The 23,850-nt window shown below is 72.4% G+C and carries 31 protein-coding genes; 8 read left to right on the top strand and 23 right to left on the bottom strand.

Annotated features, from left to right (window positions below; genetic code table 11):
* Positions 1 to 35: 35 nt before the first annotated feature.
* The 9 genes from H6H00_RS05975 to H6H00_RS05935 all read right to left on the bottom strand — a co-directional run bounded on the left by H6H00_RS05975 (position 36) and on the right by H6H00_RS05935 (position 7,127).
* Positions 36 to 1,226 carry a site-specific integrase gene (locus tag H6H00_RS05975; protein WP_185720341.1) on the bottom strand — a complete coding sequence of 397 codons (1,191 nt, stop codon included), beginning with the start codon at positions 1,224 to 1,226 and terminating at the stop codon, positions 36 to 38.
* A complete protein-coding gene (locus H6H00_RS05970) occupies positions 1,226 to 1,423 on the bottom strand; it encodes a helix-turn-helix domain-containing protein (protein WP_185720340.1) in 198 nt (65 codons plus the stop codon). The genes H6H00_RS05975 and H6H00_RS05970 overlap by 1 nt, the downstream gene beginning before the upstream one ends.
* Positions 1,423 to 3,117, bottom strand: a complete 1,695-nt coding sequence (locus H6H00_RS05965; RefSeq protein WP_255425595.1) for a replication initiator — start codon at positions 3,115 to 3,117, stop codon at positions 1,423 to 1,425. Before H6H00_RS05965 ends, H6H00_RS05970 begins: the two co-directional genes overlap by 1 nt.
* Positions 3,114 to 4,700 (bottom strand): FtsK/SpoIIIE domain-containing protein, encoded by a 1,587-nt coding sequence (locus tag H6H00_RS05960; protein ID WP_185720339.1) that lies wholly within the window; start codon positions 4,698 to 4,700, stop codon positions 3,114 to 3,116. Before H6H00_RS05960 ends, H6H00_RS05965 begins: the two co-directional genes overlap by 4 nt.
* Complete coding sequence (locus H6H00_RS05955; protein WP_221775808.1) at positions 4,700 to 4,954, bottom strand: hypothetical protein; 255 nt, start codon at positions 4,952 to 4,954, stop codon at positions 4,700 to 4,702. The genes H6H00_RS05960 and H6H00_RS05955 overlap by 1 nt, the downstream gene beginning before the upstream one ends.
* A gap of 59 nt (positions 4,955 to 5,013) precedes the next feature.
* Entirely contained in the window at positions 5,014 to 5,310 is a 297-nt protein-coding gene (locus H6H00_RS05950) for a WhiB family transcriptional regulator (RefSeq protein WP_185720337.1), read from the bottom strand.
* Entirely contained in the window at positions 5,307 to 5,735 is a 429-nt protein-coding gene (locus tag H6H00_RS05945; RefSeq protein WP_185720336.1) for a hypothetical protein, read from the bottom strand. The genes H6H00_RS05950 and H6H00_RS05945 overlap by 4 nt, the downstream gene beginning before the upstream one ends.
* A 107-nt stretch (positions 5,736 to 5,842) precedes the next feature.
* The gene (locus H6H00_RS05940; RefSeq protein ID WP_185720335.1) at positions 5,843 to 6,271 is read right to left on the bottom strand and encodes a plasmid replication, integration and excision activator; all 429 of its coding nucleotides are present in this window, start codon (positions 6,269 to 6,271) and stop codon (positions 5,843 to 5,845) included.
* Between the two features lie 109 nt (positions 6,272 to 6,380).
* Entirely contained in the window at positions 6,381 to 7,127 is a 747-nt protein-coding gene (locus tag H6H00_RS05935; RefSeq protein WP_185720334.1) for a GntR family transcriptional regulator, read from the bottom strand.
* An 88-nt stretch (positions 7,128 to 7,215) separates the two neighbouring features.
* On the opposite strand from H6H00_RS05935, the gene H6H00_RS05930 reads away from it, so the two are divergent.
* Positions 7,216 to 8,316 (top strand): DUF1152 domain-containing protein, encoded by a 1,101-nt coding sequence (locus H6H00_RS05930; protein ID WP_185720333.1) that lies wholly within the window; start codon positions 7,216 to 7,218, stop codon positions 8,314 to 8,316.
* A gap of 136 nt (positions 8,317 to 8,452) precedes the next feature.
* Here the strand turns inward: H6H00_RS05930 and H6H00_RS05925 are convergent, their stop codons facing one another.
* The 5 genes from H6H00_RS05925 to H6H00_RS05905 all read right to left on the bottom strand — a co-directional run bounded on the left by H6H00_RS05925 (position 8,453) and on the right by H6H00_RS05905 (position 13,498).
* A complete protein-coding gene (locus H6H00_RS05925) occupies positions 8,453 to 10,264 on the bottom strand; it encodes an IS481 family transposase (protein WP_221775807.1) in 1,812 nt (603 codons plus the stop codon).
* A gap of 209 nt (positions 10,265 to 10,473) precedes the next feature.
* Positions 10,474 to 10,749 carry an alkylmercury lyase gene (locus H6H00_RS05920; RefSeq protein ID WP_185720331.1) on the bottom strand — a complete coding sequence of 92 codons (276 nt, stop codon included), beginning with the start codon at positions 10,747 to 10,749 and terminating at the stop codon, positions 10,474 to 10,476.
* A gap of 525 nt (positions 10,750 to 11,274) precedes the next feature.
* The gene (locus H6H00_RS05915) at positions 11,275 to 11,952 is read right to left on the bottom strand and encodes a cation efflux transmembrane domain-containing protein (RefSeq protein WP_185720330.1); all 678 of its coding nucleotides are present in this window, start codon (positions 11,950 to 11,952) and stop codon (positions 11,275 to 11,277) included.
* Positions 11,949 to 12,314 carry an ArsR/SmtB family transcription factor gene (locus tag H6H00_RS05910; protein WP_185722196.1) on the bottom strand — a complete coding sequence of 122 codons (366 nt, stop codon included), beginning with the start codon at positions 12,312 to 12,314 and terminating at the stop codon, positions 11,949 to 11,951. The genes H6H00_RS05915 and H6H00_RS05910 overlap by 4 nt, the downstream gene beginning before the upstream one ends.
* A 485-nt stretch (positions 12,315 to 12,799) precedes the next feature.
* Complete coding sequence (locus H6H00_RS05905) at positions 12,800 to 13,498, bottom strand: FadR/GntR family transcriptional regulator (RefSeq protein WP_185720329.1); 699 nt, start codon at positions 13,496 to 13,498, stop codon at positions 12,800 to 12,802.
* A gap of 77 nt (positions 13,499 to 13,575) precedes the next feature.
* On the opposite strand from H6H00_RS05905, the gene H6H00_RS05900 reads away from it, so the two are divergent.
* Complete coding sequence (locus tag H6H00_RS05900; protein WP_185720328.1) at positions 13,576 to 14,829, top strand: alpha-hydroxy acid oxidase; 1,254 nt, start codon at positions 13,576 to 13,578, stop codon at positions 14,827 to 14,829.
* Positions 14,830 to 14,848: 19 nt separating this feature from the next.
* Here the strand turns inward: H6H00_RS05900 and H6H00_RS05895 are convergent, their stop codons facing one another.
* From H6H00_RS05895 to H6H00_RS05860, 8 genes are all read right to left on the bottom strand, one after another.
* Positions 14,849 to 15,079, bottom strand: coding sequence for a hypothetical protein (locus H6H00_RS05895; RefSeq protein ID WP_185720327.1), 231 nt, complete (start codon positions 15,077 to 15,079; stop codon positions 14,849 to 14,851).
* 24 nt (positions 15,080 to 15,103) lie between these two features.
* Positions 15,104 to 15,634, bottom strand: a complete 531-nt coding sequence (locus tag H6H00_RS05890) for a molybdopterin-binding protein (protein WP_185720326.1) — start codon at positions 15,632 to 15,634, stop codon at positions 15,104 to 15,106.
* Between the two features lie 62 nt (positions 15,635 to 15,696).
* A complete protein-coding gene (locus H6H00_RS05885) occupies positions 15,697 to 16,299 on the bottom strand; it encodes an alkaline shock response membrane anchor protein AmaP (protein ID WP_185720325.1) in 603 nt (200 codons plus the stop codon).
* Entirely contained in the window at positions 16,299 to 16,832 is a 534-nt protein-coding gene (locus H6H00_RS05880) for a DUF6286 domain-containing protein (protein WP_185720324.1), read from the bottom strand. The genes H6H00_RS05885 and H6H00_RS05880 overlap by 1 nt, the downstream gene beginning before the upstream one ends.
* On the bottom strand, positions 16,829 to 17,254 hold the full coding sequence (locus H6H00_RS05875) for an Asp23/Gls24 family envelope stress response protein (protein WP_185720323.1): 426 nt from the start codon (positions 17,252 to 17,254) through the stop codon (positions 16,829 to 16,831). Before H6H00_RS05875 ends, H6H00_RS05880 begins: the two co-directional genes overlap by 4 nt.
* A complete protein-coding gene (locus tag H6H00_RS05870) occupies positions 17,251 to 17,469 on the bottom strand; it encodes a hypothetical protein (protein ID WP_185720322.1) in 219 nt (72 codons plus the stop codon). Before H6H00_RS05870 ends, H6H00_RS05875 begins: the two co-directional genes overlap by 4 nt.
* A 2-nt stretch (positions 17,470 to 17,471) precedes the next feature.
* Positions 17,472 to 17,840: a hypothetical protein gene (locus H6H00_RS05865; protein ID WP_221775806.1), complete on the bottom strand. Its 369-nt coding sequence runs from the start codon at positions 17,838 to 17,840 to the stop codon at positions 17,472 to 17,474.
* Positions 17,837 to 18,307 carry an Asp23/Gls24 family envelope stress response protein gene (locus H6H00_RS05860; RefSeq protein ID WP_185720321.1) on the bottom strand — a complete coding sequence of 157 codons (471 nt, stop codon included), beginning with the start codon at positions 18,305 to 18,307 and terminating at the stop codon, positions 17,837 to 17,839. The genes H6H00_RS05865 and H6H00_RS05860 overlap by 4 nt, the downstream gene beginning before the upstream one ends.
* 385 nt (positions 18,308 to 18,692) lie before the next feature.
* Between H6H00_RS05860 and H6H00_RS05855 the strand changes: the two genes are divergently transcribed.
* The 3 genes from H6H00_RS05855 to H6H00_RS05845 all read left to right on the top strand — a co-directional run bounded on the left by H6H00_RS05855 (position 18,693) and on the right by H6H00_RS05845 (position 20,156).
* Positions 18,693 to 18,959 carry a hypothetical protein gene (locus H6H00_RS05855; protein WP_185720320.1) on the top strand — a complete coding sequence of 89 codons (267 nt, stop codon included), beginning with the start codon at positions 18,693 to 18,695 and terminating at the stop codon, positions 18,957 to 18,959.
* Between the two features lie 79 nt (positions 18,960 to 19,038).
* Complete coding sequence (locus tag H6H00_RS05850; RefSeq protein WP_255425594.1) at positions 19,039 to 19,587, top strand: RNA polymerase sigma factor; 549 nt, start codon at positions 19,039 to 19,041, stop codon at positions 19,585 to 19,587.
* Positions 19,584 to 20,156 carry an Asp23/Gls24 family envelope stress response protein gene (locus tag H6H00_RS05845; RefSeq protein ID WP_185720319.1) on the top strand — a complete coding sequence of 191 codons (573 nt, stop codon included), beginning with the start codon at positions 19,584 to 19,586 and terminating at the stop codon, positions 20,154 to 20,156. The genes H6H00_RS05850 and H6H00_RS05845 overlap by 4 nt, the downstream gene beginning before the upstream one ends.
* Positions 20,157 to 20,172: 16 nt before the next feature.
* Here the strand turns inward: H6H00_RS05845 and H6H00_RS05840 are convergent, their stop codons facing one another.
* Complete coding sequence (locus H6H00_RS05840) at positions 20,173 to 21,216, bottom strand: 2,3-butanediol dehydrogenase (RefSeq protein WP_185720318.1); 1,044 nt, start codon at positions 21,214 to 21,216, stop codon at positions 20,173 to 20,175.
* Between the two features lie 135 nt (positions 21,217 to 21,351).
* Here H6H00_RS05840 and H6H00_RS05835 point away from each other — a divergent pair, with 135 nt between their 5' ends.
* From H6H00_RS05835 to H6H00_RS05825, 3 genes are all read left to right on the top strand, one after another.
* On the top strand, positions 21,352 to 22,110 hold the full coding sequence (locus H6H00_RS05835) for an SDR family NAD(P)-dependent oxidoreductase (protein ID WP_185720317.1): 759 nt from the start codon (positions 21,352 to 21,354) through the stop codon (positions 22,108 to 22,110).
* A gap of 161 nt (positions 22,111 to 22,271) precedes the next feature.
* The gene (locus H6H00_RS05830) at positions 22,272 to 22,679 is read left to right on the top strand and encodes a YciI family protein (protein ID WP_185720316.1); all 408 of its coding nucleotides are present in this window, start codon (positions 22,272 to 22,274) and stop codon (positions 22,677 to 22,679) included.
* On the top strand, positions 22,676 to 23,830 hold the full coding sequence (locus tag H6H00_RS05825; RefSeq protein WP_185720315.1) for an RNA polymerase sigma factor: 1,155 nt from the start codon (positions 22,676 to 22,678) through the stop codon (positions 23,828 to 23,830). The genes H6H00_RS05830 and H6H00_RS05825 overlap by 4 nt, the downstream gene beginning before the upstream one ends.
* Positions 23,831 to 23,850: the final 20 nt, after the last annotated feature.

The raw sequence follows: 23,850 nt of genomic DNA, 5'->3' as shown, positions 1-23,850 counted from the left end.
CTGGTCACCGCGTTGACCGCCGTTCCGCGTCAAGATCACGGGACACTTTTTGGACTCTTTTCGTCGTCGGGCCCGCCGGACCCCAGGAGATTTTCGAGCACGTCGGCGGTCTGGCGGTCGGTGAGCCGGCGCCCGAGGTAGCGGTCCTGCGTCATGCTCACCTTGGCGTGGCCGAGCTGGTCACTGATCTTGCGGGTGGACACGTCGGCGTCGTCGAGGAAGCTCGCCACGGTCTTGCGCAGCGTGTGCGTCACGAATCCGGCGATCTCCGATTCCGCCTGGACCTCACGCCAGACCCGCCGCACATTCGACGGGTCACGCCAGCCGCCGAGCGAGTCGGGGAACACCGCTTCGACGCCCGGCCCGATCGCCAGCCGGCGCCGCTTCAACATCGTCATGGCCCAGCTCGGAAGTGGGATCAGGCGCTCACCCTTACGGCCGGACTTCGTCGAGGGCATCCGCTGCAGCCCGACCCCGGTACGCCGGACCAGCCGCCAGCAGACGTCCACCGTCGCGTCGTCCAGGTCGACGTCGGCCCAGCCGATCGCGAGGCACTCACCGATCCGGCACCCTGTCGCCAGCATCATGCGGGTGAGGTCCGCGAGATCCCAGTCCCGCGCCTTCCGGCTCGACTCGACCGCGGCCAGCCACTCCCGGCGCTCGTCGGCGGACAGCGAGCGTGGCTGCCGACGCGGCGTGCTCTCGATGCGGCCGACCTCCCGGACGGGGTTCACGGTCACCGCCCCGTGCCGCGCGGCGTAGCGCATCGTCCCCGAGATCACGATCTTCGACGTCCGGGCGCCGCTCACGGACCGCTTCGAGATCACGGACAACGCCCGATCGACGGCCGGCGTCGTCACCTCCCTGATGCGCAGCTCACCGAGCGCCGGCCGGACGTGACGCCGCAGAATCGAGCGGTAGGTGTCGAGCGTGCCCGGACTCCGGGTGCCGGCATCCACAGCGCGTTCGACGTCGGCGATCCACAGGTCGGCGACCTTGCCGAACTTCGTGGCGGGCGTGACGTCCGACTCCGCGGCGGGCGCCTGGCGCTCGACCAGGGCAGCGCGCAAAGCCCGTTCCGCGGCCGCCCGGCTCTTCCCGCTGCGCTTGACCAGCCGGGCTACGCCGTCGAAGTCCCGGAACTTGGTGCGGGCCAGCCACCCAGAGCCGTCCCGCCAGGCGGTGATCTTCCCGTAGCTGCCGATCGGGAGCGGCGGGCGAGGCATCAGGCCGCCCCGTCGTCCAAGGAGTCGAGCCAGCTCACGACCTCATCGGGGCGGTACCGCAGGTGCTTCCCCACCCGTCGAGCCGGCGGTCCCGATCCCTGCGCCCGCCAGGAGTACAGGGTCTGCACCGGGACGCGCAGGTAGTCGGAGACGTCCTTGATCGTCCACAGCGGGGCGATCAGTGCCGGGCTGTCCATCACGCTGCCTCCTCGATTGCCGAACGGTCCTGCGTTGGTGCGCCGGCCAAGAGTTGGGCGGCGTCGTAGTCGGCCTTCCAGCGCTGTCTCTCCGAGATCGCGCGCAGCAGCAGCGCCGGTCTGGTGGGGACGTCGGGGTCGCCGGCCTTCGTGCGTTCCCACTCGAACGGCCCGTCATCGACCGCGTAACCGGGTCTGACGCCGGTGGCGGTGAGCAGTTGCCGAACGAACGCGGCGCGCTCTGCGGCGTGGTCGGCGAGGGTCTTGCCGGACCACTTGCGCGAGACCAGGACGCGGCGCCCGGCGATGCCGAGGTGTTCGGCCCGGTGCGCCTTGCCCTTGCACTGCCCGGACGCCATCGACAGCCGCGCACCCTTGGGCTGTACCCCGTAGATCAGCCAGATCGGGCACTTGGGCGAGCAGGGGGTGATCCGGAGTTCGGCGACGAGGCGGCGGTGGTGCTCGCGCTGCCGCTCGGTGGCGTTGTCGTCGAGGCCGGCGGCGTGGGCGACGTCTTTCATCAGGTACTTGGTCAGGTAGCCGATGTGGCGCCCGGCTTCCTCGGTGCCGCCGAGGATGCCCTTCACGTGGACCTGTGTCCCGAACCGGACGACGTGGGACGGCTCGGTCAGCGCGTCCGGTGAGGTGGCCTGTTCCCAGGTGGGCAGGGGTTCGCGGGTGTCGGGGTCGACGAATCCCTTGGTCCGGTCGTCCCACCGCGGCATGTCCTTGCCCGTGTAGCGGATCTCGTCGTGGGCGGGCCAGAACACGCCGTGATCGGTCGCGGCCGCGATCGCGCGCAGCTCTGCGCGGGGGATGGTGCCGCGGATGGCGGCGTGGAAGTGCGGGGCCCCGCGGCGTTGGGGTTCGATGGTGCCGAAGTACTGGACGTCCCAGCCGACGCAGCGGCGGGTGTTCTGCCAGAACCGGTCGAGGATCTTCGGGAAGTGGATCGCGTCCCGGGCGGCGCGGCGGTAGTCGTAGGCGTCTGGGTCGAGAGCGGCCCCGTCGGCGTCCACCCGCCCGTACGAGTCCAGGGTGAGGGTGAGGAAGGTGGACGGGCGGTACTTGTTCCCGAACACGCGCCCGAGGGTGCGCTTCTCCACCGGCCGCCGGGGCAGGTCGGGCAGGTCCTGGCGGCGGCGGGTGGACCGCTTGACCGCCGGCCGGTCGGGCCGATCGAGCGGTTCGAGCCGGCCGGTGACCCCGAGGCGGCGCAGCTCGTCGTCGACGACGACCACGGTGTCGCGGATGGCCTGGCACTCGTCGTCGTCGGAGTCGGCGCGGGCGTTCTGGTAGGCGGTGTGCAGCTCGGCGCGGGCGGCTATGAGCTGCATTTGCGCCTCGGTGGGGTCCGGGCGGTCGGGAATGGGTTCGTGCTCGAGGTGCCAGCCCTCCCGGCACTGGACCATGCGGATGCGGCGGTTCTTCTCCGCACAGGGCTTGCACACGTCCTCCCGCCGGGCGCCACAAGGGACGGGGACGACGTCCACCTTCCCCGACGTCAGATCGATCCGCCGGAGCGCGAGCGGGCGCACGCACACGCCGTGTTGCTCGGCGAGCTGCCGGGCCACGTCCCCGGACAGGGCCATGAGCGCCTTCTGTGCGCGGGTGAGCTGGTCGTGGTCGACGTAGCCGGCGCCAGCCTCGACCGGGGCGGCGTCGTGCGGAGTCGTGGTGTCGGTGGTGGTCATGTGGGGCCTCCGAGCGCGTGCAGGGCCGGGACGGGCAGAGACAGCGGACCGGCCTGGGCGGGGATGGCGAGCCCGGTCGGGGTGGTGACGAACCGCTCCAACTCCTTGATCACGTGATCGGGCACCCAGGCGGAGCGGACACGGAGGGGTTCGCGGATGCCTTCGCCGAACAGGTAGCCCACCCCGGGCTCGTGCTCCCCGATCCGGTTCGCCCAGGCGCCCCGGTCGTAGGCGTGCTCCCCGAGCACCATCGACACGTGCGACTTGGAGGCCACGCGCAGGCATATGCGGCGCGGGAACAGCTCCCGGACCGGGACGGTGTCCTTCGTCGGCTCCTGGACGTACCCGCGGACCGCGTAGCCGAGTGCGCGGCCTTGCGTGGTCAGCACGGCAACGCGTTCGACGATCGCTTCGCGGGTCTTGCGGTCGCCGACGTAGCGCACGAGGGCGCCGATCTCGTCGAACTCGATCAGCTCCAACGGGTACTCGCGACTGATCGGGACGACTCGCTTGTGGGTGGAGAACCGCTCCTTGCGCGCGGTCATGCCGTCGATCAGGTCGTCGAGCAGCGCCAGGGCGTCCTTGGAGGTGGAGGCGTAGCGGTGGAATACCCGCCGCCCGTAGGCCAGCTCCATGCCCTTGGGGTCGATCCCGGACACGCGGACCAGGCCGTCACGGATGGCGGGGGCCATGGAGATGATCGGCGCCCAGGTCAGCGAGTTCTTCCCGGCCCCGGTCGACCCGGCGACCAGGGTGTGGCTGCCCTCGATGGCCTGCCACCAGTCCGTGCCGTACTCGGTGCGGCCGGACCAGACGCGGCGGAAGTCGACCTGCTCCCCGGCCACGCCCCACAGGGCGGGCAGGGGCTGGCAGTCGACCACCGCCGTGAGCCGGTCGTGGCGCTGAAAGTCGATGGAGACGAGATCCGGGCCGAGCTCCCGAACCTGGCAGCGGGCCACACCCCGAGCCACGGCCAGCGAGCGGGCCGCCAGGTCGAAGTCCTCGGGAGTCTGCCCGGGAACGAGCCGTACCCGGACCTCGTCCCAGGACCCGCCGGAGCGGACCCCGACCACGCGGGGGGTGCGGCCGGCGCCCGGCTTGACCTTGGGCTGTACCGCGGTCCGTCGGAACGGGTTGACCTGCACGTGGACGCCGGGGTCGCGGTCGGCGACGGTGAGCCCGCAGGCGCGAAGCCAGCGGGGCATCGTGCGGGCGTAGAGCGCCCAGCGCAGCCACCAGGCGCGCAGGTGTCGGCCGGCCCACGGCTCGAACGACTCCCGCCCGAGCCAGAACCAGCCGAGTAGCCCCGCGCCGACGACGGCGGCGGTGATGAGCAGTGACGGCCACCCGAGGAGGTAGCACCAGGTGGCCACGGCAGCGGTGCCGAGGCTGGTGCGCCAGTGGCGCACGATCCGCCGGCCTATCCACCACACGGCCTTGACCGCGAACCACAGCGTCACGAACACGACCGCGATCGCGGCGAGCGCTTCCAGGAGCTGGGTCAGCCAGCGCCCGAGCGTGTGCAGCATCCACAGCCCGGCCCCGGCGCCCAGGGCGAGCAGGACCAGCTGAGCGGTAGTCATCACGCCACCTCACGAGCAGTAGGGGCGGACCAGCGCTGGTGCGCGGCCTGCCGGGTGACACCGAGCCGGGCAGCGATCTCGCCCCAGCTGTAGCCCGCCGCGCGGAGCCCGGCGACGGCGTCGGTGATGGCGGCGTCCAGGTCGGCCGAGAGGGCGGCGAGGTCGGGCAGGGCCTCGACGTCCCCGGCTGCGATCCGGCGCCCTGCCGCGCGGATGACGCGTCGGCCGAACGCGGTGAACTCGGAGTTCTCCACCACCCGTGGGGTCCGGCCGGTCGTCAAGCGGGCATTGACACGGGATCGGGTCCGGGCGCTCACGCGGCCACCGCCGCAGCCCAGGCCGGGGAGATCCGGCGACCGGCGGACACGGCGGCCCGCTCGTCGGGGGTCAGCCCGGCGGTGATGCCCCAGCGGCGGGACGGGTCCTCGCCCTCCATGACGTCGAGCAGGCAGTCCAGCCGGACCGGGCACCCCGCGCACACCTGCCGGGCGGCGGTGACCGCGGGACCGGTCGGGTCGAGGTCGAGCGGGTAGAAGATCTCCGGGTCGACCTCGGCGCACGCGGCGTCACGCCGCCAGTCCCGGCCGTGAGGGTGGGTCGCGGTGGTCATGCCGACACCCCCAGCTCGGCCCAGTTCGACAGCGCCCCCGCGGCGTCGGAGGTCGGCTGCTGGTCGGCGCGGGCGCGCCAGTCCGCGGCGATGTCGCGCCAGAACCGGGCCCGGTCCCGCTCCGTGTCACTGGCAAGCAGGGCTGCCTTGCCGTGCAGGCGGTGGTAGCCGGCGCGGTAGGTGAACCGGGCCAGGACCCGCCACCACGCGGCGCGCCGGGCGCAGACCCGGGCGATGGCCAGGGCGCGATCGGCGTGCTCGACATTGCCGCCGTGCGGCATGGCCACGGCGGCGCCGTAGGCGTCGTCCAGCTCGCCCAGGGCGATGACGACGTGGGCCGGGATGTCGACGACCAGCCGCCGCGCACCGGGGCGGGTGTGGTCATCGGGTCGGGCGTGGTGGTGTCGATCAGTGATGGTGTGCATCTAGGCTCGCGGTCCTTCCGGGACTCGGATTCCTTGCCAGGGGTTGGAGCTGTGGGAGATCAGGAGGGGAGCCCGGTTGCCGCCGGACTCCCCTCCGCCGTGCCTGCTCAGGCCGCCTCCGATCCCGAGCGCGGAGACGGCTTCCCCGCACCTGCCGGGGACCGCATGCCGGTCGCGCGGAAGCTGTAGGCCACGCGGGGCCGGCCGCCGTTCTCGTTCAAATACGGCGTGACGGTCAGGCCGTCGAACTCCACCGGACGGAACGGCAGACCCGCCGCCAGCTCGCCGGGCGGGACCGGCTGCACCGGGGCGGAGATCTTCACCGTCACCGTCTTGGCGTCCTTCCGGGCCTCCGGGTCGGGGTCGAGCACCGACACCGACCACACCAACTGGCCGGACTCCTTGTCGGTGGCCTGCACCGGCCGCTCCCGGGTCGAGCGCTCGAAATCCCGCACCGCCTCCACGTCCCCGACCACGAACGCGCCGTGCGGGAACACGTCGCCGTGGTTGACCTTGAACCTGCCGTTGATCGCCATTGCGTCTCCTGTGATGTGCGGCAGACCGTGTGGCCTATGCCACTTACCACTATAAGTGGCATAGGCCACTCACGCAAAGGGGGTGTGGACAACTCCGTCGGGGGAGGGGCTACCGGGCCAGCGGGTACTCCTGGCGGAAGGCCCAGCGGTCCGACGGATACGTCGCGTCGTCGAACTGGATCGGCAGGTCAGAGGAGTCGTAGGCGGTCAGGCGGTAGACCAGGACGGCCGCGGGTCGGGGGAGTTCGAGCAGTCGGCGTTCGTCGGCTGTGGCGAGTCGAGCGGCGACCTGGTCGCGGGCGTACTCGGACACGCGCCCGGTCACCTCCGCGATGTACTTGCCCGTCCCACCGAGCAGCCGTTCCGGGTGCAGTAGGCGAGGCGCCTGCTCGGCGAGGTCGGGGGCGAACCACGACGTCGACAGCTCGATCGGCTTCCCGCCCTCACCGCGGAGCAGGCGGGTCCGACGGATCACATCGCTGCCGGCCGGCAGTTGCAGCGCCTCGACGACGTGATCGGGGCCGGCCACGATGTCGGTCGCCAGGAACTCGACCGACTCCGTCGCGCCGTACATGGTGCCGAGATCACGGCCCCGCTCGTACCGCTCACGGGCCCGCGGCGCGGACTGACTCGCCCGGACGTAGGTACCCGACCCCTGCCGGGACTCCACGAGGCCCTGCACGCGCAGTGACTCCAAGGCGCGGGCCGCGGTTGGGCGAGCCACGCTCCACCGCGCGGCCAGCTCGCGCTCCGACGGGACCTCATCGCCGGGGCTGAGGTCGCCGCGGACGATCTGGTCGCGGATGTGGCCGGCTATCTGCAGGTACTTCGGGAGCACCTTCTGGATCTCGGGCATCTGCCCCTCGCTGGACTCATCAACTGTCCTATGCCACTTGCCACTCTAGGCCCCTGGCGTTCACTGGAGTTCACGTAGGGTCGCCCGTGTGCGGACACTGATTGTCGCCGCCGGAGGCGGGGGAGACGCCATCACCGGCGCCGCGATCGGCGGCCGCCAGGCCACGTCCGGCCCGCCGATCGTCATGACCTACTCATGGGATCGACTCATGGTCGACCCGCTTCCCGGTCCGCGGTCCGCCGCCGACTTCACCGGCCTGCGCCAGCTCGCGCCGCACGTGCTCGAAGTGGTCGCCATGACCACCCCCATCGGTGGCGCCGGCTCATCACTCCCCAGGCTTGCGGCCGAGCTGCCTGCCCGGCTGCTCTTGCTCGACCCGAGTGGGGGAGCGGTCGGCATGGCCCGCCAGATCGCGGCCACCGTCGAGTTCTTCCAGCTCGACGACATCGACCTCATCGACGTCGGAGGCGACGCCCTCACCAACGGCGACGACCCCGGACTACGCAGTCCGCTTGCCGACCAGCTCGCGATCGCTGCATGCGTCCGGACCGGTATCCCGACGCGATTGCTCATCGCCGGCGCGGGCCTCGACGGTGAGCTTCCGGCTGCGGTCGTCGGGGAGCGCCTGGCCCAGCTCGACGCGCATTCCCGGCCCAATCTCGACGAACAGGTCATCGCTCCTGTCCGGCATGTGTTCGAGTGGCATCCCTCCGAGGCATCCGGGCTGCTCGCCGCCGCAGCTGCCGGGCGACGAGGACGAGTCGAGGTCCGTGACGCCGGCGACCACGTCGAGATGACCGACGCCACCACCGCGATCTGGGCTGTCGATGCCGAACGAGCAGCCCACTTCACTCCTGCAGCACGTCTGACCGAGACCGAGTCGCTCGAAGAAGCTGAGCAGATCGTCCGCGATGCCACGGGGATCTCTGAGATCGCATACGAGACCAAGAAGGCCGTGCAGTTAGCCGATCGTCCGGTGCACGAGCCGACCACGGCTGATCTTCCAGCCGTCGACGGATTCGCCGATGATGCTCGAACCCACGGAGCGGCATTCGTCAGCGTGCGCCGGTTGTCGGAGCTGCTAGGTGCGTCCACGTTGTCCGCGTTCGCCACCTTGACCGACTTACTTGCGGCAGACCGTCCGGGTCGCTACGAGCCATCGATCTACCGGACCACCGCCGACACATAGCGTCTGCCGAAGCCGTTCCGCGCGACGTGTCAACGATCAGGTGAGACCGTGTTCTCCGTGTCGGCGCACGTCACGCCCGTGTCTGGTCCCAGCTGATGCTTGACGTTTGGCTCTCACCTGATCCTTGTCGTTCGGGCTAGGAAACTGAGGGGTTGCGGGGCTTCTGGGCCTTCCAGCTGCGGACCGGTTGGTCGGTGGTCCGGCGGAAGGTTCGCCGTCCGCCGTCGATGAAGTCGACGGTGATCGTGTGCTCGGCGACGTGGGCGGTGACGACAGTGTGGGCGTGGGCCCGGCCAAGGGCGAGCTTCTGCCCGACGACCATGATCACGCCGCTGTTGGAGGCCCGACGCTGGACGGTGATCGGCTCGACCGCGGGCCGGGGCGGTGCGCCGGCGGGTCGGGCCCCGCGCAGCTTGCGGGCCTGTTCGTAGGTGAGTGGGTTGGGTCGGGTTCGGAGCAGCTCGCGGGTGTCGGGGTTGAAGAACATCAGCGTGTGCTCCTCGATCCGGACGGTGACTCGGCGTCCGGCGAGGATCTCCGCGGCCAGGATGGACCGCTGCCCCAAGGAGATGAGTCCGTCCTTGCTGACGGTGCGGTCGACCTCCAGAGCGGTGCCGTCCGGCTCGGTCGGCGGGAGTGGGGATGCCCCGGCCGGGCGGCCGCCGCCCGCGGCGAGCGCGGCGAGGTCATTAGCTGAGAGGTGGGAGCGGACGGTCTTGATCCGCGCCCCGGCGATGCTGAGGTGGATCAGTTCGTGGTCGGCCCAGAAGGTGACCGTGACCCCGGCGCGGACCGGGCCCAGCCAGAACTGCTTGCCCGCGACCCCGAGATTCCCCGAGGCCGGGACGACCCGTTCGAACTCCACCGCCCCACCCCGATAGACCGCGCCGGCGGGTGGGGCGTCACCGTCCTCGCGTGGCGCGCCGACTTCGACCGGTCGGACCGGTGGCGCGGCGGGAGCGGGTGCGACCGGTCTGGGGTCGGGCTCGAGAATCGGCGGGACCCGCAGCGGTAGCAGCTCCTCTGTCCCGGCTTGATGGTCCTGACCTGCGGTGAACCGGTCGACTGGGTAGGCCATGTCCAGGGAACGGTGCGGCCGGTCGAGGTTGTAAGCGGTGATCCAGGTGTCCAACGCCGCCTGCGCGGCCAGCACCGATTCGAACGGACCGGCGTGGTCAAGCCATTCCCGGCGCAGCGTCTGGTGGAACCGCTCCACCTTCCCCGTCGTGGTCGGTGACGCGGGCTGGGTGAGCCGGTGGGTGATGCCGTTGTCGCGGCAGATCCGGTCGAACAACACCTCTCCGCCTTTCCCGAAGCGGTCGGTGAACTGTTTGCCGTTGTCGGTCAGGACCTCATCGGGGATGCCGTAGCGGCGCATCGCCTCGATGAACGCGAGGCAGACCGCGCGTCCGGTCGCCCGGGCCACGACCGAGGCGATCACGTTGAACCGGGAGTGGTCATCGACCCCGGTCACGATCTTGCATTCGGTGCCGTCGACCAACATGACGCCGCCGACGATGTCGAGCTGCCACAACGCCATCGGCGTGGCGCGTTCCCACCGCAGGTAGTCCTCCCGGCGCCGTTTTCGCCGGCGCGGGTCGACCAGCCCGTTGCGGACCAGGATCCGGTGCACCGAGTTCCGCGACGGCACCACCACACCCGACCCGGCGAGCCGGGCGAGTTCGTGGACGATGCGGTGCGCGCCCCACCCGGGATGCTCCCGGCGGATCTCGCACACCCACGCCTCCATCTCCGGCGAGGTCTGGTGCGGGCACGAGTCCGGGCGGTGCGAACGGTCGACCAGACCGGCCAGCCCGTGCACGGCATACCGGACACACCAGGAGTGCACCGACTGGCGCGACACCCCGACCAGGGCGGCCACGTCGGTCTTCGTCTCACCGCGCTGCACAGCGAGCACGGCGCGGTAGCGCTGCTCGACAACGGTCATGTCCACCAGGGCCAATCCCGGCCTCCCACCCACGTCCACCAGGACGAGGAGCAGGAAAGCCGATCAGGCCCGAGCGTCAAGCATCAGGTGAGACCGCAGTGTCAAGCATCAGCCGGGACCGGACACGCACGTCACGCCCGATGCTGCCGAATCTGTCTCTATGGGATCAAGGCGCCGCCTCCGGCGGCGCGGGCCGGCCACGCCGGCCCTCATCGCGAGGACGACGCTGATCTCAGAGCATCGGCAACACGCTCGCGGGTCGGCACATCGAGCCGACACGCATCCACATCCGTCGCGTCGCGCGGATCGCCCATCACGTCTCGACCGTCGACGAGGACCGTCGGTGACGGGTACCGAGCCACGCGCTCGCTGATGACCGCATCAACGCCCTCCTCACGCACGCAGTCGCGAACAAGCTCCAGCGCCGACGCGAACAGTGGGCATCCCTCGTGGTGGAGAACCTCGACTCGAACGGCCTCACTCATGGCAGGAAACGATCCAGTCTGCGCAGGAACGCGCCCAACAGCCCGCGCCGGTGCCAGCCGTTTTCGATTACCCAGTCCCGCACCCGCTGGACACGGCCTCTCACCGCGCCAAGGGGCGTCCACCGGTGCTCGTTTCGCCGAGCGAGGGCCCGCCGGTTCAAGAATCGCGCGCAATCGAGGCAGATCGTCACCTCTGGCCGAGCGCCCAACCGCACCAGGCTGACCTCAGCGAACTCGCCGCCGCAGCACCAACAGCTGGGCGAGGGCGGCTCCGACCTCGTCGTCTCAACCTCAGCAGTCACGAGCTACCTTCCTGAACGGATCTCACCGCCATCACGGGCTCGGCCATCTCATCGCCCTGACCCGTGACAGTAGAACCTGACGATCGTCTGTCAACGGAGGTAGGACGCGGGCTCCGCCCACACCTCAGCACTCCACCTCCGGCCCGTGCCGAGGTGGCGTGTCCGTCTACCCGGCCACGCCACCACCGAGAACGTGCCTGATCTCAGAGTCAGTACGGCTCAGTCACGACGAGCAGCAACCGTCCGTGCACGTCGACGCCGGTCCGGATGCCGCATTGGGCGTCGGAGCGCAGCACAGGTCACCGCGCCACGCGTTACGACCTTCCCGCACGGCGAGCACCGCGAGGACCAGGCCGGCGACGGGGTCGGCCCACCACCACCCGAGCGTCGCGTTGAGGACCAGGCCGATAAGGACCGCCGCGGACAGGTAGGTGCACAGCAGTGTCTGCTTGGAGTCCGCCACCGCGCTGGCCGAGCCCAGCTCTCTCCCCGCCCGGCGCTGCGTCAGCGACAGGAACGGCATGACGACCACGCTCACGGCCACCAGGACGATGCCGACGGTCGAGCGCTCTGCCTCAGCTCCTCCCAGCAGCGCACGACCCGCTTCGACCGTCACGTAGGCCGCGAGCGCGAAGAACGACCAGGCGATGACCCGTAGCGCCACCCGCTCCCGGCGCTGAGGATCGGAGCCGGCGAACTGCCAGGCGACCGCCGCGGCCGAGCTGACCTCGATCAGTGAGTCCAGGCCGAATCCGATCAGGGCCACCGAGGAGGCGATTGTTCCGGCCGCGAGGGCCACCACAGCCTCGACCAGGTTGTAGGTGATCGTGCCGGCGACCAGCCATCGAATACGGCGGCGCAGAACGGCCCGACGATCGGACGAGAGCGCGACGGACGTCATGAGGTCGTCACGATCTTCGTCTCGATGGTCTGCGCCGGTTCGCCGTAGACCGGGCACAGCGCCACCGCAGCTCCGGTCTCGGCCAACAGCAGCTCTGCGCTGCGCAGCAGGTCGATCAGTTCAGGGCGGGTCAACGAGTAGTAGGACTGGCGCCCCTCCGTGCGGAAGTCCACGAGCTGGCAGTCCCGGAGGCAGGCCAGGTGCTTGGACACCGTTGACTGCGCCAACCCCAGCAAGCGGGTCAGGTCGACCACCCGGGCCTCTCCCTGTGCCAGGCGGGACACGATCGCCAATCGGGCGGGGTCACCGAGGGATCGAAACAGCGCGACCGCCGGGGTTGCATCGTCAGGACAACAACTCATCGCCACAGAGCGATGCTAGCTCTCAGCGGTGATGGGTGAAAGTGCACGGGCTCCGCCCGAACCCGACACCACTCGGAGATCGGGGGAGGTGCGGCGGGGGTGGTGATCTCCTCACGGCGCGCCCGAGGGCTACCGGGCCGAGGGGTGGGGCGCAAGGCGGGAAGACGTGCCTTGCGCCCCACCCCTCGGCCCGGCAGGGTTCCACCCGCGCCGCGAGGAGATCACCACCAGCTCCCGGCGTGGGCGGAGAACGGCCGGCGCGAGTTCGGCGGGACGGTGCAGCTCAAGATCCTGTGGACACTTTTGGGACATGAAACGTCTTCAGAGGGGCGCCGAACGATCACGAACGATCAGAGGTCGGGGGAGTGGTTCTCGCAGGTCACGCGGGATGTCCACGAAAGTCGGAGATGATCGCGCGGGAGTCCGCGGGTTCGGGGTTCGATCCCCCGGGGGCCCACCGTCACCAGCGACCGGCCCGACCGTGCTCAGCCGAACCCCGAGTCGCGGTAGTACCCCGTGATGTGCGCGATCGCCTCGCGCTCGGCGCGCGGGGCGTCGCCGGTGCGGACGGCGTCGTAGATGCGCCGGTGCTCGGCGCGGAGCCGCTCGGACGTCGCGCCCCAGTCGGGGAGGCGGGTGGCCCCGGTCCCGATGTAGGACCGCACGGCGCCGCGGACGCTGGTCATGACGGCCGTGACGAGCACGTTCCCGCACAGGCCGACGAGGCTGGTGTGGAAGGCCGTGTCGAGGTCGATGAAGCGGTGGGGGTCGGGCTCGGCGTCCATCTCGTCCAGCAGAGCGGCCGCGGTGGCGAACACGGCGGCGTCGGGACGGCCGGCCGCCTCGCGCAGTGCCCACCCCTCGATCAGGACGCGCAGCTGCACGACGTCGCCGACGGACACCCCGGTGGTCGCCAGGTGCAGGCGCAGTGCCGCGCCGATCCCCGCCGCCGGGTTCGCGACGATCACCGCGCCGGCGTCGGGGCCGGAGCCGGTCCCGGTGCGCACGACACCGAGCACCTCCAGCGCCCGGATCGCCTCGCGGACGGAGGGTCGGGAGATCCCGAGCTGCTCGGCGAGGGCCCGTTCCGCAGGCAGCCGGCCGCCCAGCGTGAATCGGCCGGCGCTGAGCTCGGCCTCGACGTGGGCCAGGACGAGTTCGGAGGCGCGGGGTCCGGCGGGCATGGGGAGAGGGTACTTGCTGTGGTCTGACCACGTTGCTACCGTGTGGTCAGACCACAGCATGCCCAGAAGGAGAAGTCATGGTGAAGCGTCAGGCCCCGAGGCCGGCAGAGGTTCTGGAGCTGCTGCGGTTCAAGAGGTTCGAGTTCGACGGCCGCAAGCGCCGTCTCGAGTCCGCGCTGACCGTCCAGGACCTGCGCCGGATCGCGAAGCGGCGCACGCCCGCTGCCGCGTTCGACTACACCGACGGCGCCGCCGACGGCGAGCTGTCCCTGAGCCGGGCCCGCCAGGCGTTCGAGGACATCGAGTTCCACCCGTCGGTCCTGCGCGACGTCTCCACGGTCGACACGACCACCCGGATCCTCGGCGGCACGTCCGCCCTGCCCTTCGGTATCGCGCCCACCGGGTTCACGCGGCTGATGCAGACCGAGGGAGAGGAGGCCGGGGCCGGGGCGGCCGGTGCGGCGGGCATCCCGTTCTGCCTGTCCACCCTTGGGACCTCGTCGATCGAGACGGTGAAGGAGGCGAATCCGAACGGCCGCAACTGGTTCCAGCTCTACGTCATGAACCAGCGGCACATCTCCTACGGCCTGGTCGAGCGGGCGGCCGCGGCCGGGTTCGACACGCTGTTCTTCACCGTCGACACCCCGGTCGCCGGCGCGCGGCTGCGTGACAAGCGCAACGGCTTCTCCATCCCGCCGCAGATCAGCCTGCGCACCGTGGCCAACACGATGACGCGGCCGTGGTGGTGGTGGGACTTCCTCACCACGCCGAAGCTGGAGTTCGCCTCGCTGTCCTCGACCGGGGGCACCGTCGGCGAGCTGCTCAACGCGGCCATGGACCCGTCGATCGACTACGACGACCTGGCCGAGATCCGGAAGATCTGGCCGCACAGGATCGCGATCAAGGGCGTGCAGAACGTCGAGGACGCCAAGCGCCTGGCCGACCTCGGGGTGGACGCGATCGTGCTGTCCAACCACGGCGGGCGGCAGCTGGACCGCGCCCCGGTGCCGTTCCACCTGCTGCCCGAGGTGGTCCGGGAGGTCGGCGACGACGTCGAGGTCATGATCGACACGGGGATCATGAACGGCGCCGACGTCGTCGCGTCGATCGCGATGGGGGCGAAGTTCACCCTCGTCGGCCGGGCCTACCTCTACGGCCTGATGGCCGGTGGGCGCGAGGGCGTCGACCGGATGATCGAGATCCTGTCCGAGCAGATCGTGCGCACGATGAAGCTGCTGCAGGTGACCAGCATCGAAGAGCTCGAGCCCAAGCACGTCACGCAGCTCACCCGGTTCGCCGACCTGCGGCCGCGCGGGGCGGGCGAGCGGTAGGGCGGGACCGGTCCCGCCCTCACCCGGTCGGGTCGACGTCGCACACCGGGAACTGGGCGGACGGGGCGCACTTCACCCACCAGGTGTCGGCGTCGCGGCGCAGCTGGACGGCCCAGCGGTCCTCCTGGGTCCACTCCGGCGGCAGCAGGCGCACGATGCGCGCCCACAGGTGCTCGCCGTCGGGGCCCAGCGGCATGAGCGTCCACCAGCCGGGGAGCATGGCGGCGGGGCCCATCGGGGGCGCGGTCACGGGGCACTGTGGCACGCGCACCGGTCACCGCACCCGCACGACACGGAGCTCCACGAGATCGCTGACGTAGCGCCCGCCGCGGACGTCGCCGGGCACGACCAGTCGCGGCCGCTCCAGCGCCCGCCCGTCCTCGACGAGGGACAGCAGCAGGCCGCGGTCGCCGAAGTCGGCCGACACGTCGCCGTAGGCGACGGCCGCGGTGTATCCGTCGGAGCCGACCGCGAGGACGGCGAACGACAGGAGGTCGTTGTGGCGGTCCGGGGCGACGGCCAGCGCGTCCGCCGGCAGGACGTCGGCGAGGGCGGGGCCGGTCTCGGTGCGGGTCTGCCGGCCCTGGCCGCTGCCGAAGGAGACCTCGACGGTCTGCTGCGGCAGCGCGGCCAGGTCCTCGAGCGTGACGCCGGTCGGGGCCACCAGGTCGCCGGTGAGGCGGACGGTGCCGACCGGTGGGACCTCGGCCGGAGCTCCCGCGGGTGCCGGCGCGACGGCAGGGGCGCCGCACCCCACCAGCAGCCCGACGACGAGCGCCGCGATGCCGATCAGCAGACGCGTCATGAGGAGGAGCGTAGAACGAGCTTGTGCGGTTCCTCAAGAGCAGAAGATCCGCACGAGCGGATTCAGTGGACGGCCGGCGCGTCGGCGGTCGTCGTGTCCAGTCGCAGGACCAGGTCGGCGCGCAGGCCCTCGATGTCCATCGCGCTGCGCAGGCGGGGCAGCGCGTGCTCGGCGATGCGTCCGCGCAGGTCCGCGAGATCGACGTCGGTGCCCGCGGTGATCTCCAGGTGCAGGTCGGGCCGGTGGCGGGGGCCGGTGAGCGCGGCCGCCGCGGACAGGACGCCGGGGTAGGTCTCGATGTCGGCGGCGAAGGCGTCGGCGACGTCGTCGGAGTCGATCGTGGTGGATCCCCGGTCGGCTCCGTCGACGGGGGCGGCGGGCAGCCGCCAGGTCTCCGTCGGGGGGCGGCGCCGGGCCTGGGCGATCATCCAGCGCAGGGCCAGCAGCCCGACGACCACCGCACCAGCGACGGCGACGTAGGTCGCCCACTGCGGCAGCGCGAGCTCGGCGGGGAGCAGGGGTACGCCCGGGTCGACCGCGGGGAGCATGCCGCGCAGCAGCCCGGCCCCGGCGGCGACGCCGACGGCGCCCACGAGCAGCAGGACCAGCCCGACGACGGCGAGCAGCGTCCGGTTGAGCCGGGCGGGACGGTTCGGGGACGCCATCAGGTCCTCCTCGGTCGGACGACGCGGACCGTGATCCGCGGGGTGGAGGCGGGGCCGATCCCGGCCAGCCGCTCGGCGAGCTGCTCCCGGACCCGGGACCTGAGCTGCGCGGGATCGCCGAACGCCGGTCGGACGTCGGCGCGGACCCGGGTGCGGCGCGACCGGACCGTCGCGGACCGGACGCCGTCGACCCGCCCGGCGGCGTCGGCCAACGCGCGGTCGAGGCTGCGCCGGGTGATGCCGGTGTCGATCCCCGAGCCGCCGTCGCTCAGCGGGAGGACGGTGGGGGACCCGGGTCGCAGGGCGAGCGCCAGGAGCAGCAGCCCGACCAGCGCGGTCCCGGCCGCCGCGGCGACGACGGCGGGATCGGCGAGGGTGACCTGTGCGCCGAGGGCGGCGAGATCGCCGAACGGGACGACGGGGGGTCGGCCGAGCAGCACCTGGACGCCCGAGACCGCGACCAGGACCGCAGCGGCGAGCAGGACGAGCGCGACGACGGTGGCCGGAACCGTCCGGCGGGGACGGCGGATCACGTGAGCTCCCGTCGGCGGGGTGAGATCGGGGGGCGGGTGAGGGCGGTGACGGTGATGTCGACCCGCTCGACCCGCAGGCCCGTGAGCTCGCCGACGCGGTCGACGACGTGCGCACGGGCCCGGTCGGTGGCGGGCGCGACCGGCGCCGGGTAGACGACCGACACGGCCGCGTCGAGGACGACGGCCCCGCCGGACACGGTGGCCGTGACGTGCGGCAGGTCGTCGGACCCCACCGCCACGCCCAGGACCCGCCGGGCCGTGCCACCGATCTCGGGGACCTCGCCCAGCGCGGTCGCGGTGATCTTCTCCACGACCCCGTCCGCGACGTGCAGGTCCCCGCGCAGGGCGGGTTCCCGCAGTGCGCGGTGCCGCCCGGCCGGGACGTGGGGTGCGGCGGGCGGCACCAGGTCGGCGACGGTCATCCGCGTCGCCGGTCGGAGCCGCGGCCGGTCAGCCCGGAGCGCTCCGAGAGCTCGGAGAGGTCGAGCTGGCCGTCGAGGTAGCGCCCGACCAGCAGGCCGACCGCCCCGAGCAGCAGCACGACGACGAACGCCGAGAAGCCGCCGAACGCGCCGGCGATCCCGAGGACGAGCCCGACGATCAGGCCGAGCTGGCCGTTGTTGACTGCGGGGACCATGGTCACTCCTTGTGCGAGGGCGGGTGCGGGTCGAGGTAGTCCTCGACGGTGACGTCGACGACGGGGCCGGGCAGGACCGCGGCGACCGCGTCCCGGACCTGGCCGGCGATGTCGGTGACGGAGGCGGGGTAGCGGCCCACGACGTGGACCGCGACCCGCCCGCCGTCGTGGCGGACACCGGGGACGCGCCGACCGGGGAGGTAGGTCGCGACCTCCCCGAACCGGCCGCCGTGCAGGGCGGCCACCGAGTGGCAGCCCAGCACGGCGGCGACGATCAGGTCGGCGTCGACGAGGTGGGCGGCCACGGGACCGGTGCCGATCGGCTCGGCCCCGGTCGCCGGTGACGTCGCCGGTGGGGGCGGGAGCGTCACGCCACGCGCGGGGGCTCGGCGGGGCTGTCGTCGCCGTCCGCGTCGTCCGAGGGCAGGTGCACGTCGTTGACCGACACGTTGACCTCGACGACCTCGAGCCCGGTCATGCGCTCCAGCGCGGAGATGACGTTGCGCCGGATGGCCTTCGCCAGGTCGGCGATCGCGACGCCGTACTCGACGACCACGTCGATGTCGACCGCGGCCTGCTTCTCGCCGACCTCGACGGACACGCCCTGGGAGGCGTTGGTGGCCGCACCGGGGATGCGCTCGCGGATCGCGCCGAACGCGCGGGCCGCCCCGCCCCCGAGGGCGTGGACGCCGCCGACCTCGCGGGCGGCGAGCCCGGCGATCTTCGACACGACCGCCTCGGCGATCTTCGTGGTGCCCTGGCCGGTGGCCAGCGGGCCGGCGCCCGGGCTCGGGGACGGCTTCGGGGTGGTGGCGGGCTGGCTGGTGGGGCTGCTCATGCGAACTCCTGGGTCGGATCGTGCGGGGAGGACGGCGCTACCGCGGACCGGTCATCCCGTTCCGCGACTCGCTCTGGTTCGACACCGGCGGCGGCCGGTCGTCACGCCGGGTTGACGTGACCCTGGTCACCTCGCCCCGGCGGGTGGCCCGTCCGGCGGTGTCGACGAATGATGAGCACGCGGAGCCGTCCAGCGGTAGTTGCTGTGGCAATCACCACTGGGATCGTGCGTTCTTCACGGCGTGTCGCTCTGACCTGCCGGAATGTCGCCGACGGCGGGTAGATCGGCCGTGGTTGGAGCGGACGAGATCGGGGAAACAGTCCGGTGGCCGTGAGGACGCGCCCCGGCACGTGTCCAACAGGTGTCGAGCAGGTGCCCGGACCGGGTGTCGCTCAGGGTGACCGACGAGGAGGAGAACCTGATGTGGGTGTTCTTGAGCAGGAGACTGCGCATGTGGGCGCTCTTCGCGATCGGCGCGCCGATCCTGGGCGCGCTGCTCGGGACGGTGGGTGACGCCCTGGAGCGCCGCAACGGGCCCGGTGCCGCGAGCCGGGCCCTCAAGTACGGGCGCGACTGGCTGCGCCGTCGCTCCCGCGGGCCGCTGGCCCGCCGCGGCGGGGCGACCACCGGCGCGGCCCCGTCCGCGCGGTAGGGATCCGGTCCGTCCTCGGGACGGCGTACAGGTCGGGCGCGTGGAGCGCGCAGGTGTCGAACGGGACCGGAGGGTGGCGGTGGAGCACGACGAGCTCGACGCCGCCGCCGACGACTGGCTGATCGGGAAGGCCCAGTCCGGCGACGTCGACGCGTACGAGGTCCTGGTCCGGCGCCACCGCAACCGCATCTACCGCATCGCCCTGCGGATGCTGGCCAACCCGCACGACGCCGAGGACGTGGCCCAGGACGTCGTCATCCAGCTCTGGACCGCGCTCGCGGGGTTCGCGGGGGAGGGGGCGTTCACGACCTGGCTCTACCGGATCGTCGTCAACCGCTGCCTCAACGTCGTTCGACAACGCCCCCCGAGCCGCCCGATACTCGACTCCGACCATCCACCGACCGTCGGCGCCGACGACGAGGTCGTCGCGCGGCAGCGCAGCGCGGCCACGCTGCGGGCGATCGGGTCGCTGCCGCCCGACCTGCGGGCCGTGTTCGTGCTCCAGCAGATCGAAGGTCTGAGCTACCAGGAGGTGGCCACGATCCTGGACGTCTCCGAGGCCACCGTCCGCGGGCGGCTCTACCGCGCCCGGCGCCACCTGCTCGACACCCTGCGGAGCTGGTCATGACCCTTCCGCACAGCGACGGGCGCCTGGCCTGCGGGCGGGAGGTGCAGGGCGTCCTCGACCAGGTCGCCGACGGCCGGGCCGACGAGCGCGACCCGCACCAGCAGGGGTGCCCGCACTGCCGGGCGGCCCTGGCCGAGTACGACCGGCTGTGGGCCCCCGTGCGGGACCTGGCCGCCGAGCGGGTCGAGGCGCCGGACAGCATCCTCGAGGCCGCGCTCGAGAAGATCCGCCAGGCCGTCGAGCACACCGACTGGGGGCTCGTGCCCTCGGCGGAGGGGCTCGTCCGCATCTCCGCCCGCGTGGTCGTGGCCACCGCCCGGCAGAGCGCGCAGGAGGTGCCCGGGGTGCGGGTCGCGCTGTCGAGGCACCTGGGGGGACCCGGAGTCGCGGCCGGGGCCACCGGCGCCAGCACGGCGGTCGAGATCACCCTGGCCGCCGGCTACGGCACCGACCTGGTGGCCCTCGGCGAGCGCGTCCGGCGCACGGTCGCCGCCCGGATCCGGGAGCTCACCGACCTGGAGCCCGCCGACGTCACGGTCGTGATCGACGACGTCCTCCCCCCGCGGTGACCGGCACCGGCCCGCGTCAGAGGTCCACGAGGATCTTCATCTTGCGGCCGGCGCGCAGCTCGTCGAAGGCGTCGAGCAGCCCGGAGAGCGGGGTGTGCTCGACCCAGCCGGTGGTGTCGTAGAGGCCGGCGGCCATGTTCTCGATGACGGCCCGGTAGTCGGAGTCGTCGTAGACGATGGAGCCGACGACCTCGACCTCCTGCAGGAGCAGGCTCGTCGGGTTGAAGCCGAACGGCTGCTCGTGGATGCCGACCACGACGATCTTCCCCCGCGGGGCGAGGGCGGGGATGCTGTGCTCGATCGCGGCGCCCACGCCGGCGGCGTCGAAGACCGCGGCCGCGCCGACGCCGTCGCTGAGCCGGAGCACCGCGTCGGTCAGGTCGGTCTCCCGGGGGTCGATGACCTCCTCGGCCCCCAGCCCGCTGATGGCGGCCCGGCGCTGCGGCGAGGTCTCGCTGACCAGGACGCGGGCGAAGCCGCGGGCGCGCAGGGCGAACCACAGGCCGATGCCGATGGGCCCGGCGCCGACGATGACGGCGGTGTCGTCCGGGGTCAGCCCGGAGCGGTCGACCGCGTGGTGCCCGACGGCCATCGGCTCGACGAGCGCGCCCAGCTCCAGGGACACCCCGTCGGGCAGGGGGTGCACCATGTCCGCGCGCATCACGGTGAAGTCCGACAGCCCGCCGCCCGCGGCGCTGAGGCCGTGGAAGGCGAGGACGCGGCAGATGTTGGGCAGTCCCCGCACGCAGGACGCGCACGTGCCGCAGGAGTAGGTGGGCCGCAGCGCGGCGCGCTGCCCGACCGCGACGGACGTGACGCCCTCGCCGACCTCCACCACGGTCCCGGAGAACTCGTGACCCAGCACGACGGGCGCCGCGGCGCCGGTCTGGGGGTGCGGTTCGAGCGGGACGAACGTCGGGGCGGAGAAGTACTCGTGCAGGTCGGAACCGCAGACCCCGTTGTGCGCGATCTGGATCTTGACCTCGCCCGGGCCGGGCCGCGGCTCGGGGGCGTCCTCGATCCGGATGTCACCGACTCCGTGGTAGACGGCTGCGCGCATGAACTGGTCCCTTCGTCCGACGCCGGCCCCGGAAGTACACCGGCTGCTCCGCCGGCCGAGCAAGGGGTGCGGCGCGCGGGATCTCGTCCACAATCGGTGCGGCACCACCCACCACACGATCAGGAGGACCCGACGATGGGTGTACTGCAGGACAAGGTCGCGCTGATCACGGGGGGCGAGAGCGGCATCGGGCTGGCGTCGGCGCGCCTGTACGTCGCCGAGGGTGCGCGGGTGCACCTCGTCGGGATCGACGAGGCCGCGCTGAAGGCGGCCGCCGACGAGCTCGGCGCGGACGCGGCGCTGACCTCGGTCGCGGACGTCGCCGACGAGGACGCCGTCCGCGACGCCGTCCGGGCCGGCGCCGACCACTACGGGCGCTACGACGTGCTGTTCAGCAACGCGGGCATCAGCGGGGCGATCAGCAAGATCGTCGACTACCCGGCGGACGTCTTCGCCCGCACCCTCGCCGTGCACGTCCAGGGCGCCTTCCACGTGCTCAAGCACGGCGTCCCGCACCTGAACGACGGCGGCAGCGTGATCATCACCTCGAGCGTGGTCGGGCTGGTCGGGTTCGGGGACCTGTCGGCCTACGTCGCGGCCAAGCACGGGCAGGTCGGCCTGATGCGGTCCGCGGCGAAGGAGCTGGCCGAGCGCCGGATCCGGGTCAACACCCTGCACCCCGGACCGACCTCGACGCCCTTCCAGGACGCCATCGAGATGACGGCCACCGGCAAGTCGCAGCAGGACGCGGCCGAGGTGTTCGACGGCATGATCCCGCTGGGGCGCCACACCACCCCCGAGGAGATCGCGCAGGCCGCGCTCTACCTGGCCTCCGACGCGAGCGCCATGATCACCTCGACGACGTTCGCGATCGACGGCGGCATGAGCGGCTGATCCGCACCGGGGCACCGGTCGGCGGGGATCCGCCGGCCGGTGGCCCGCACCGGCGGAAGTCGACCGGAGAGAGTTCGCCCAACGATGTCGAGACCGGCGTGCCGGCTCCGTCCCAGGGTCGGATGCGGCCACCGGGGCCGCACGGACCGAGGAGATCCACCATGGCGAAGTACCTGCTCCTGAAGCACTACCGCGGCGCCCCGAAGGGGGTCAACGACGTCCCCATGGACCAGTGGACCCCGCAGGAGGTCGAGGACCACATCCGCTACATGAACGACTTCGCCGCCCGGCTCGAGGGCACCGGCGAGTACGTCGACGGCCAGGCGCTCTCGCCCGAGGGCACCTTCGTCCGCTTCGACGGGGAGGGCCGCCCGCCGGTCACCGACGGCCCGTTCGCGGAGACCAAGGACCTGATCGCCGGCTGGATGATCATCGACGTCGAGAGCTACGACCGCGCGCTGGCCCTCGCCGGCGAGCTGTCGGCCGCCCCCGGCGCGGGCGGGGAGCCGATCCACGAGTGGCTCGAGCTGCGCCCGCTGATGGGCACCCCGCCGACGGTCACCGAGTGACCGGGGCGGACGAGCTCCTGCTGCGGGAGCTGACCCCCGCGGTGATCGGTGTCCTCGTCCGTCGCGGGGTCGACTTCGCGACGGCCGAGGACGCCGTGCAGGAGGCGCTGCTGCAGGCCGCCCTGAGCTGGCCGGACGGCCGGCCCGCCGACCCCAGGGGCTGGCTGGTCACGGTGGCGTGGCGCAAGTTCCTCGACGCCCACCGCTCGGAGGTCTCGCGGCGGGCGAGGGAGCAGCGGGTCGAGGACGAGCCGCCGCCGGGGCCGGCCGAGACCGTCGACGACACGCTCGCGCTGTTCTTCCTGTGCGCCCACCCGTCGCTGACGCCGGCGTCGGCGGTGGCGCTCACGCTGCGCGCCGTCGGCGGCCTGACCACCCGGCAGATCGCCGCGGCCTACCTCGTGCCGGAGGCGACGATGGCGCAGCGGATCAGCCGGGCCAAGCGGACGGTCGCCGACGTGCGGTTCGACCGGCCGGGTGATCCGGCGACGGTGCGCCGCGTGCTCTACCTGGTCTTCAACGAGGGCTACACCGGCGACGTCGACCTGGCGGCGGAGGCGATCCGGCTGACCAGGGAGCTGGCCGGCCGGGCGCGCGACGAGGAGACCGCGGGGCTGCTCGCGCTCATGCTGCTGCACCACGCCCGGCGCCCGGCGCGGACGCGGGGCGACGGCATCCTGGTCCCGCTGCCCGAGCAGGACCGCTCGCGGTGGGACACCGCGCTCATCGCCGAGGGCGTCGGGATCCTGCAGGCGGCCCTGGCGCGCGACCGGCTCGGCGAGTTCCAGGCCCAGGCCGCGATCGCCGCGCTGCACGCCGACGCCCCGCGCGCCGAGGAGACCGACTGGCCGCAGATCGTCGGCTGGTACGACGAGCTGCTGCGGATCACCGGGAGCCCGGTCGTGGCGCTCAACCGGGCCGTCGCGGTCGGGGAGGCCGACGGGGCGGCCGCCGGGCTCGCCGCGCTGTCCGACGTGGACCCGGGCCTGCCCCGGTACGCCGCGGCGTCCGCGCACCTGCACGAGAAGGCCGGCGACCTGGCCGCCGCGGCGCGGTTGTACGCCGACGCCGCCCGCTCCGCCCCCACCGTCCCCGAGCGCCGCCACCTCACCGGCCAGGCGGCGCGGGTCGGCCAGGCCCTGCGTACCTGAGCGGCACGGAGTCGATCGAG

It is taken from the genome of Pseudonocardia petroleophila (genome assembly GCF_014235185.1).
GTDB classification, from domain to species: Bacteria; Actinomycetota; Actinomycetes; order Mycobacteriales; family Pseudonocardiaceae; genus Pseudonocardia; species Pseudonocardia petroleophila.
This window is presented reverse-complemented; position numbering and strand designations above follow the sequence as displayed.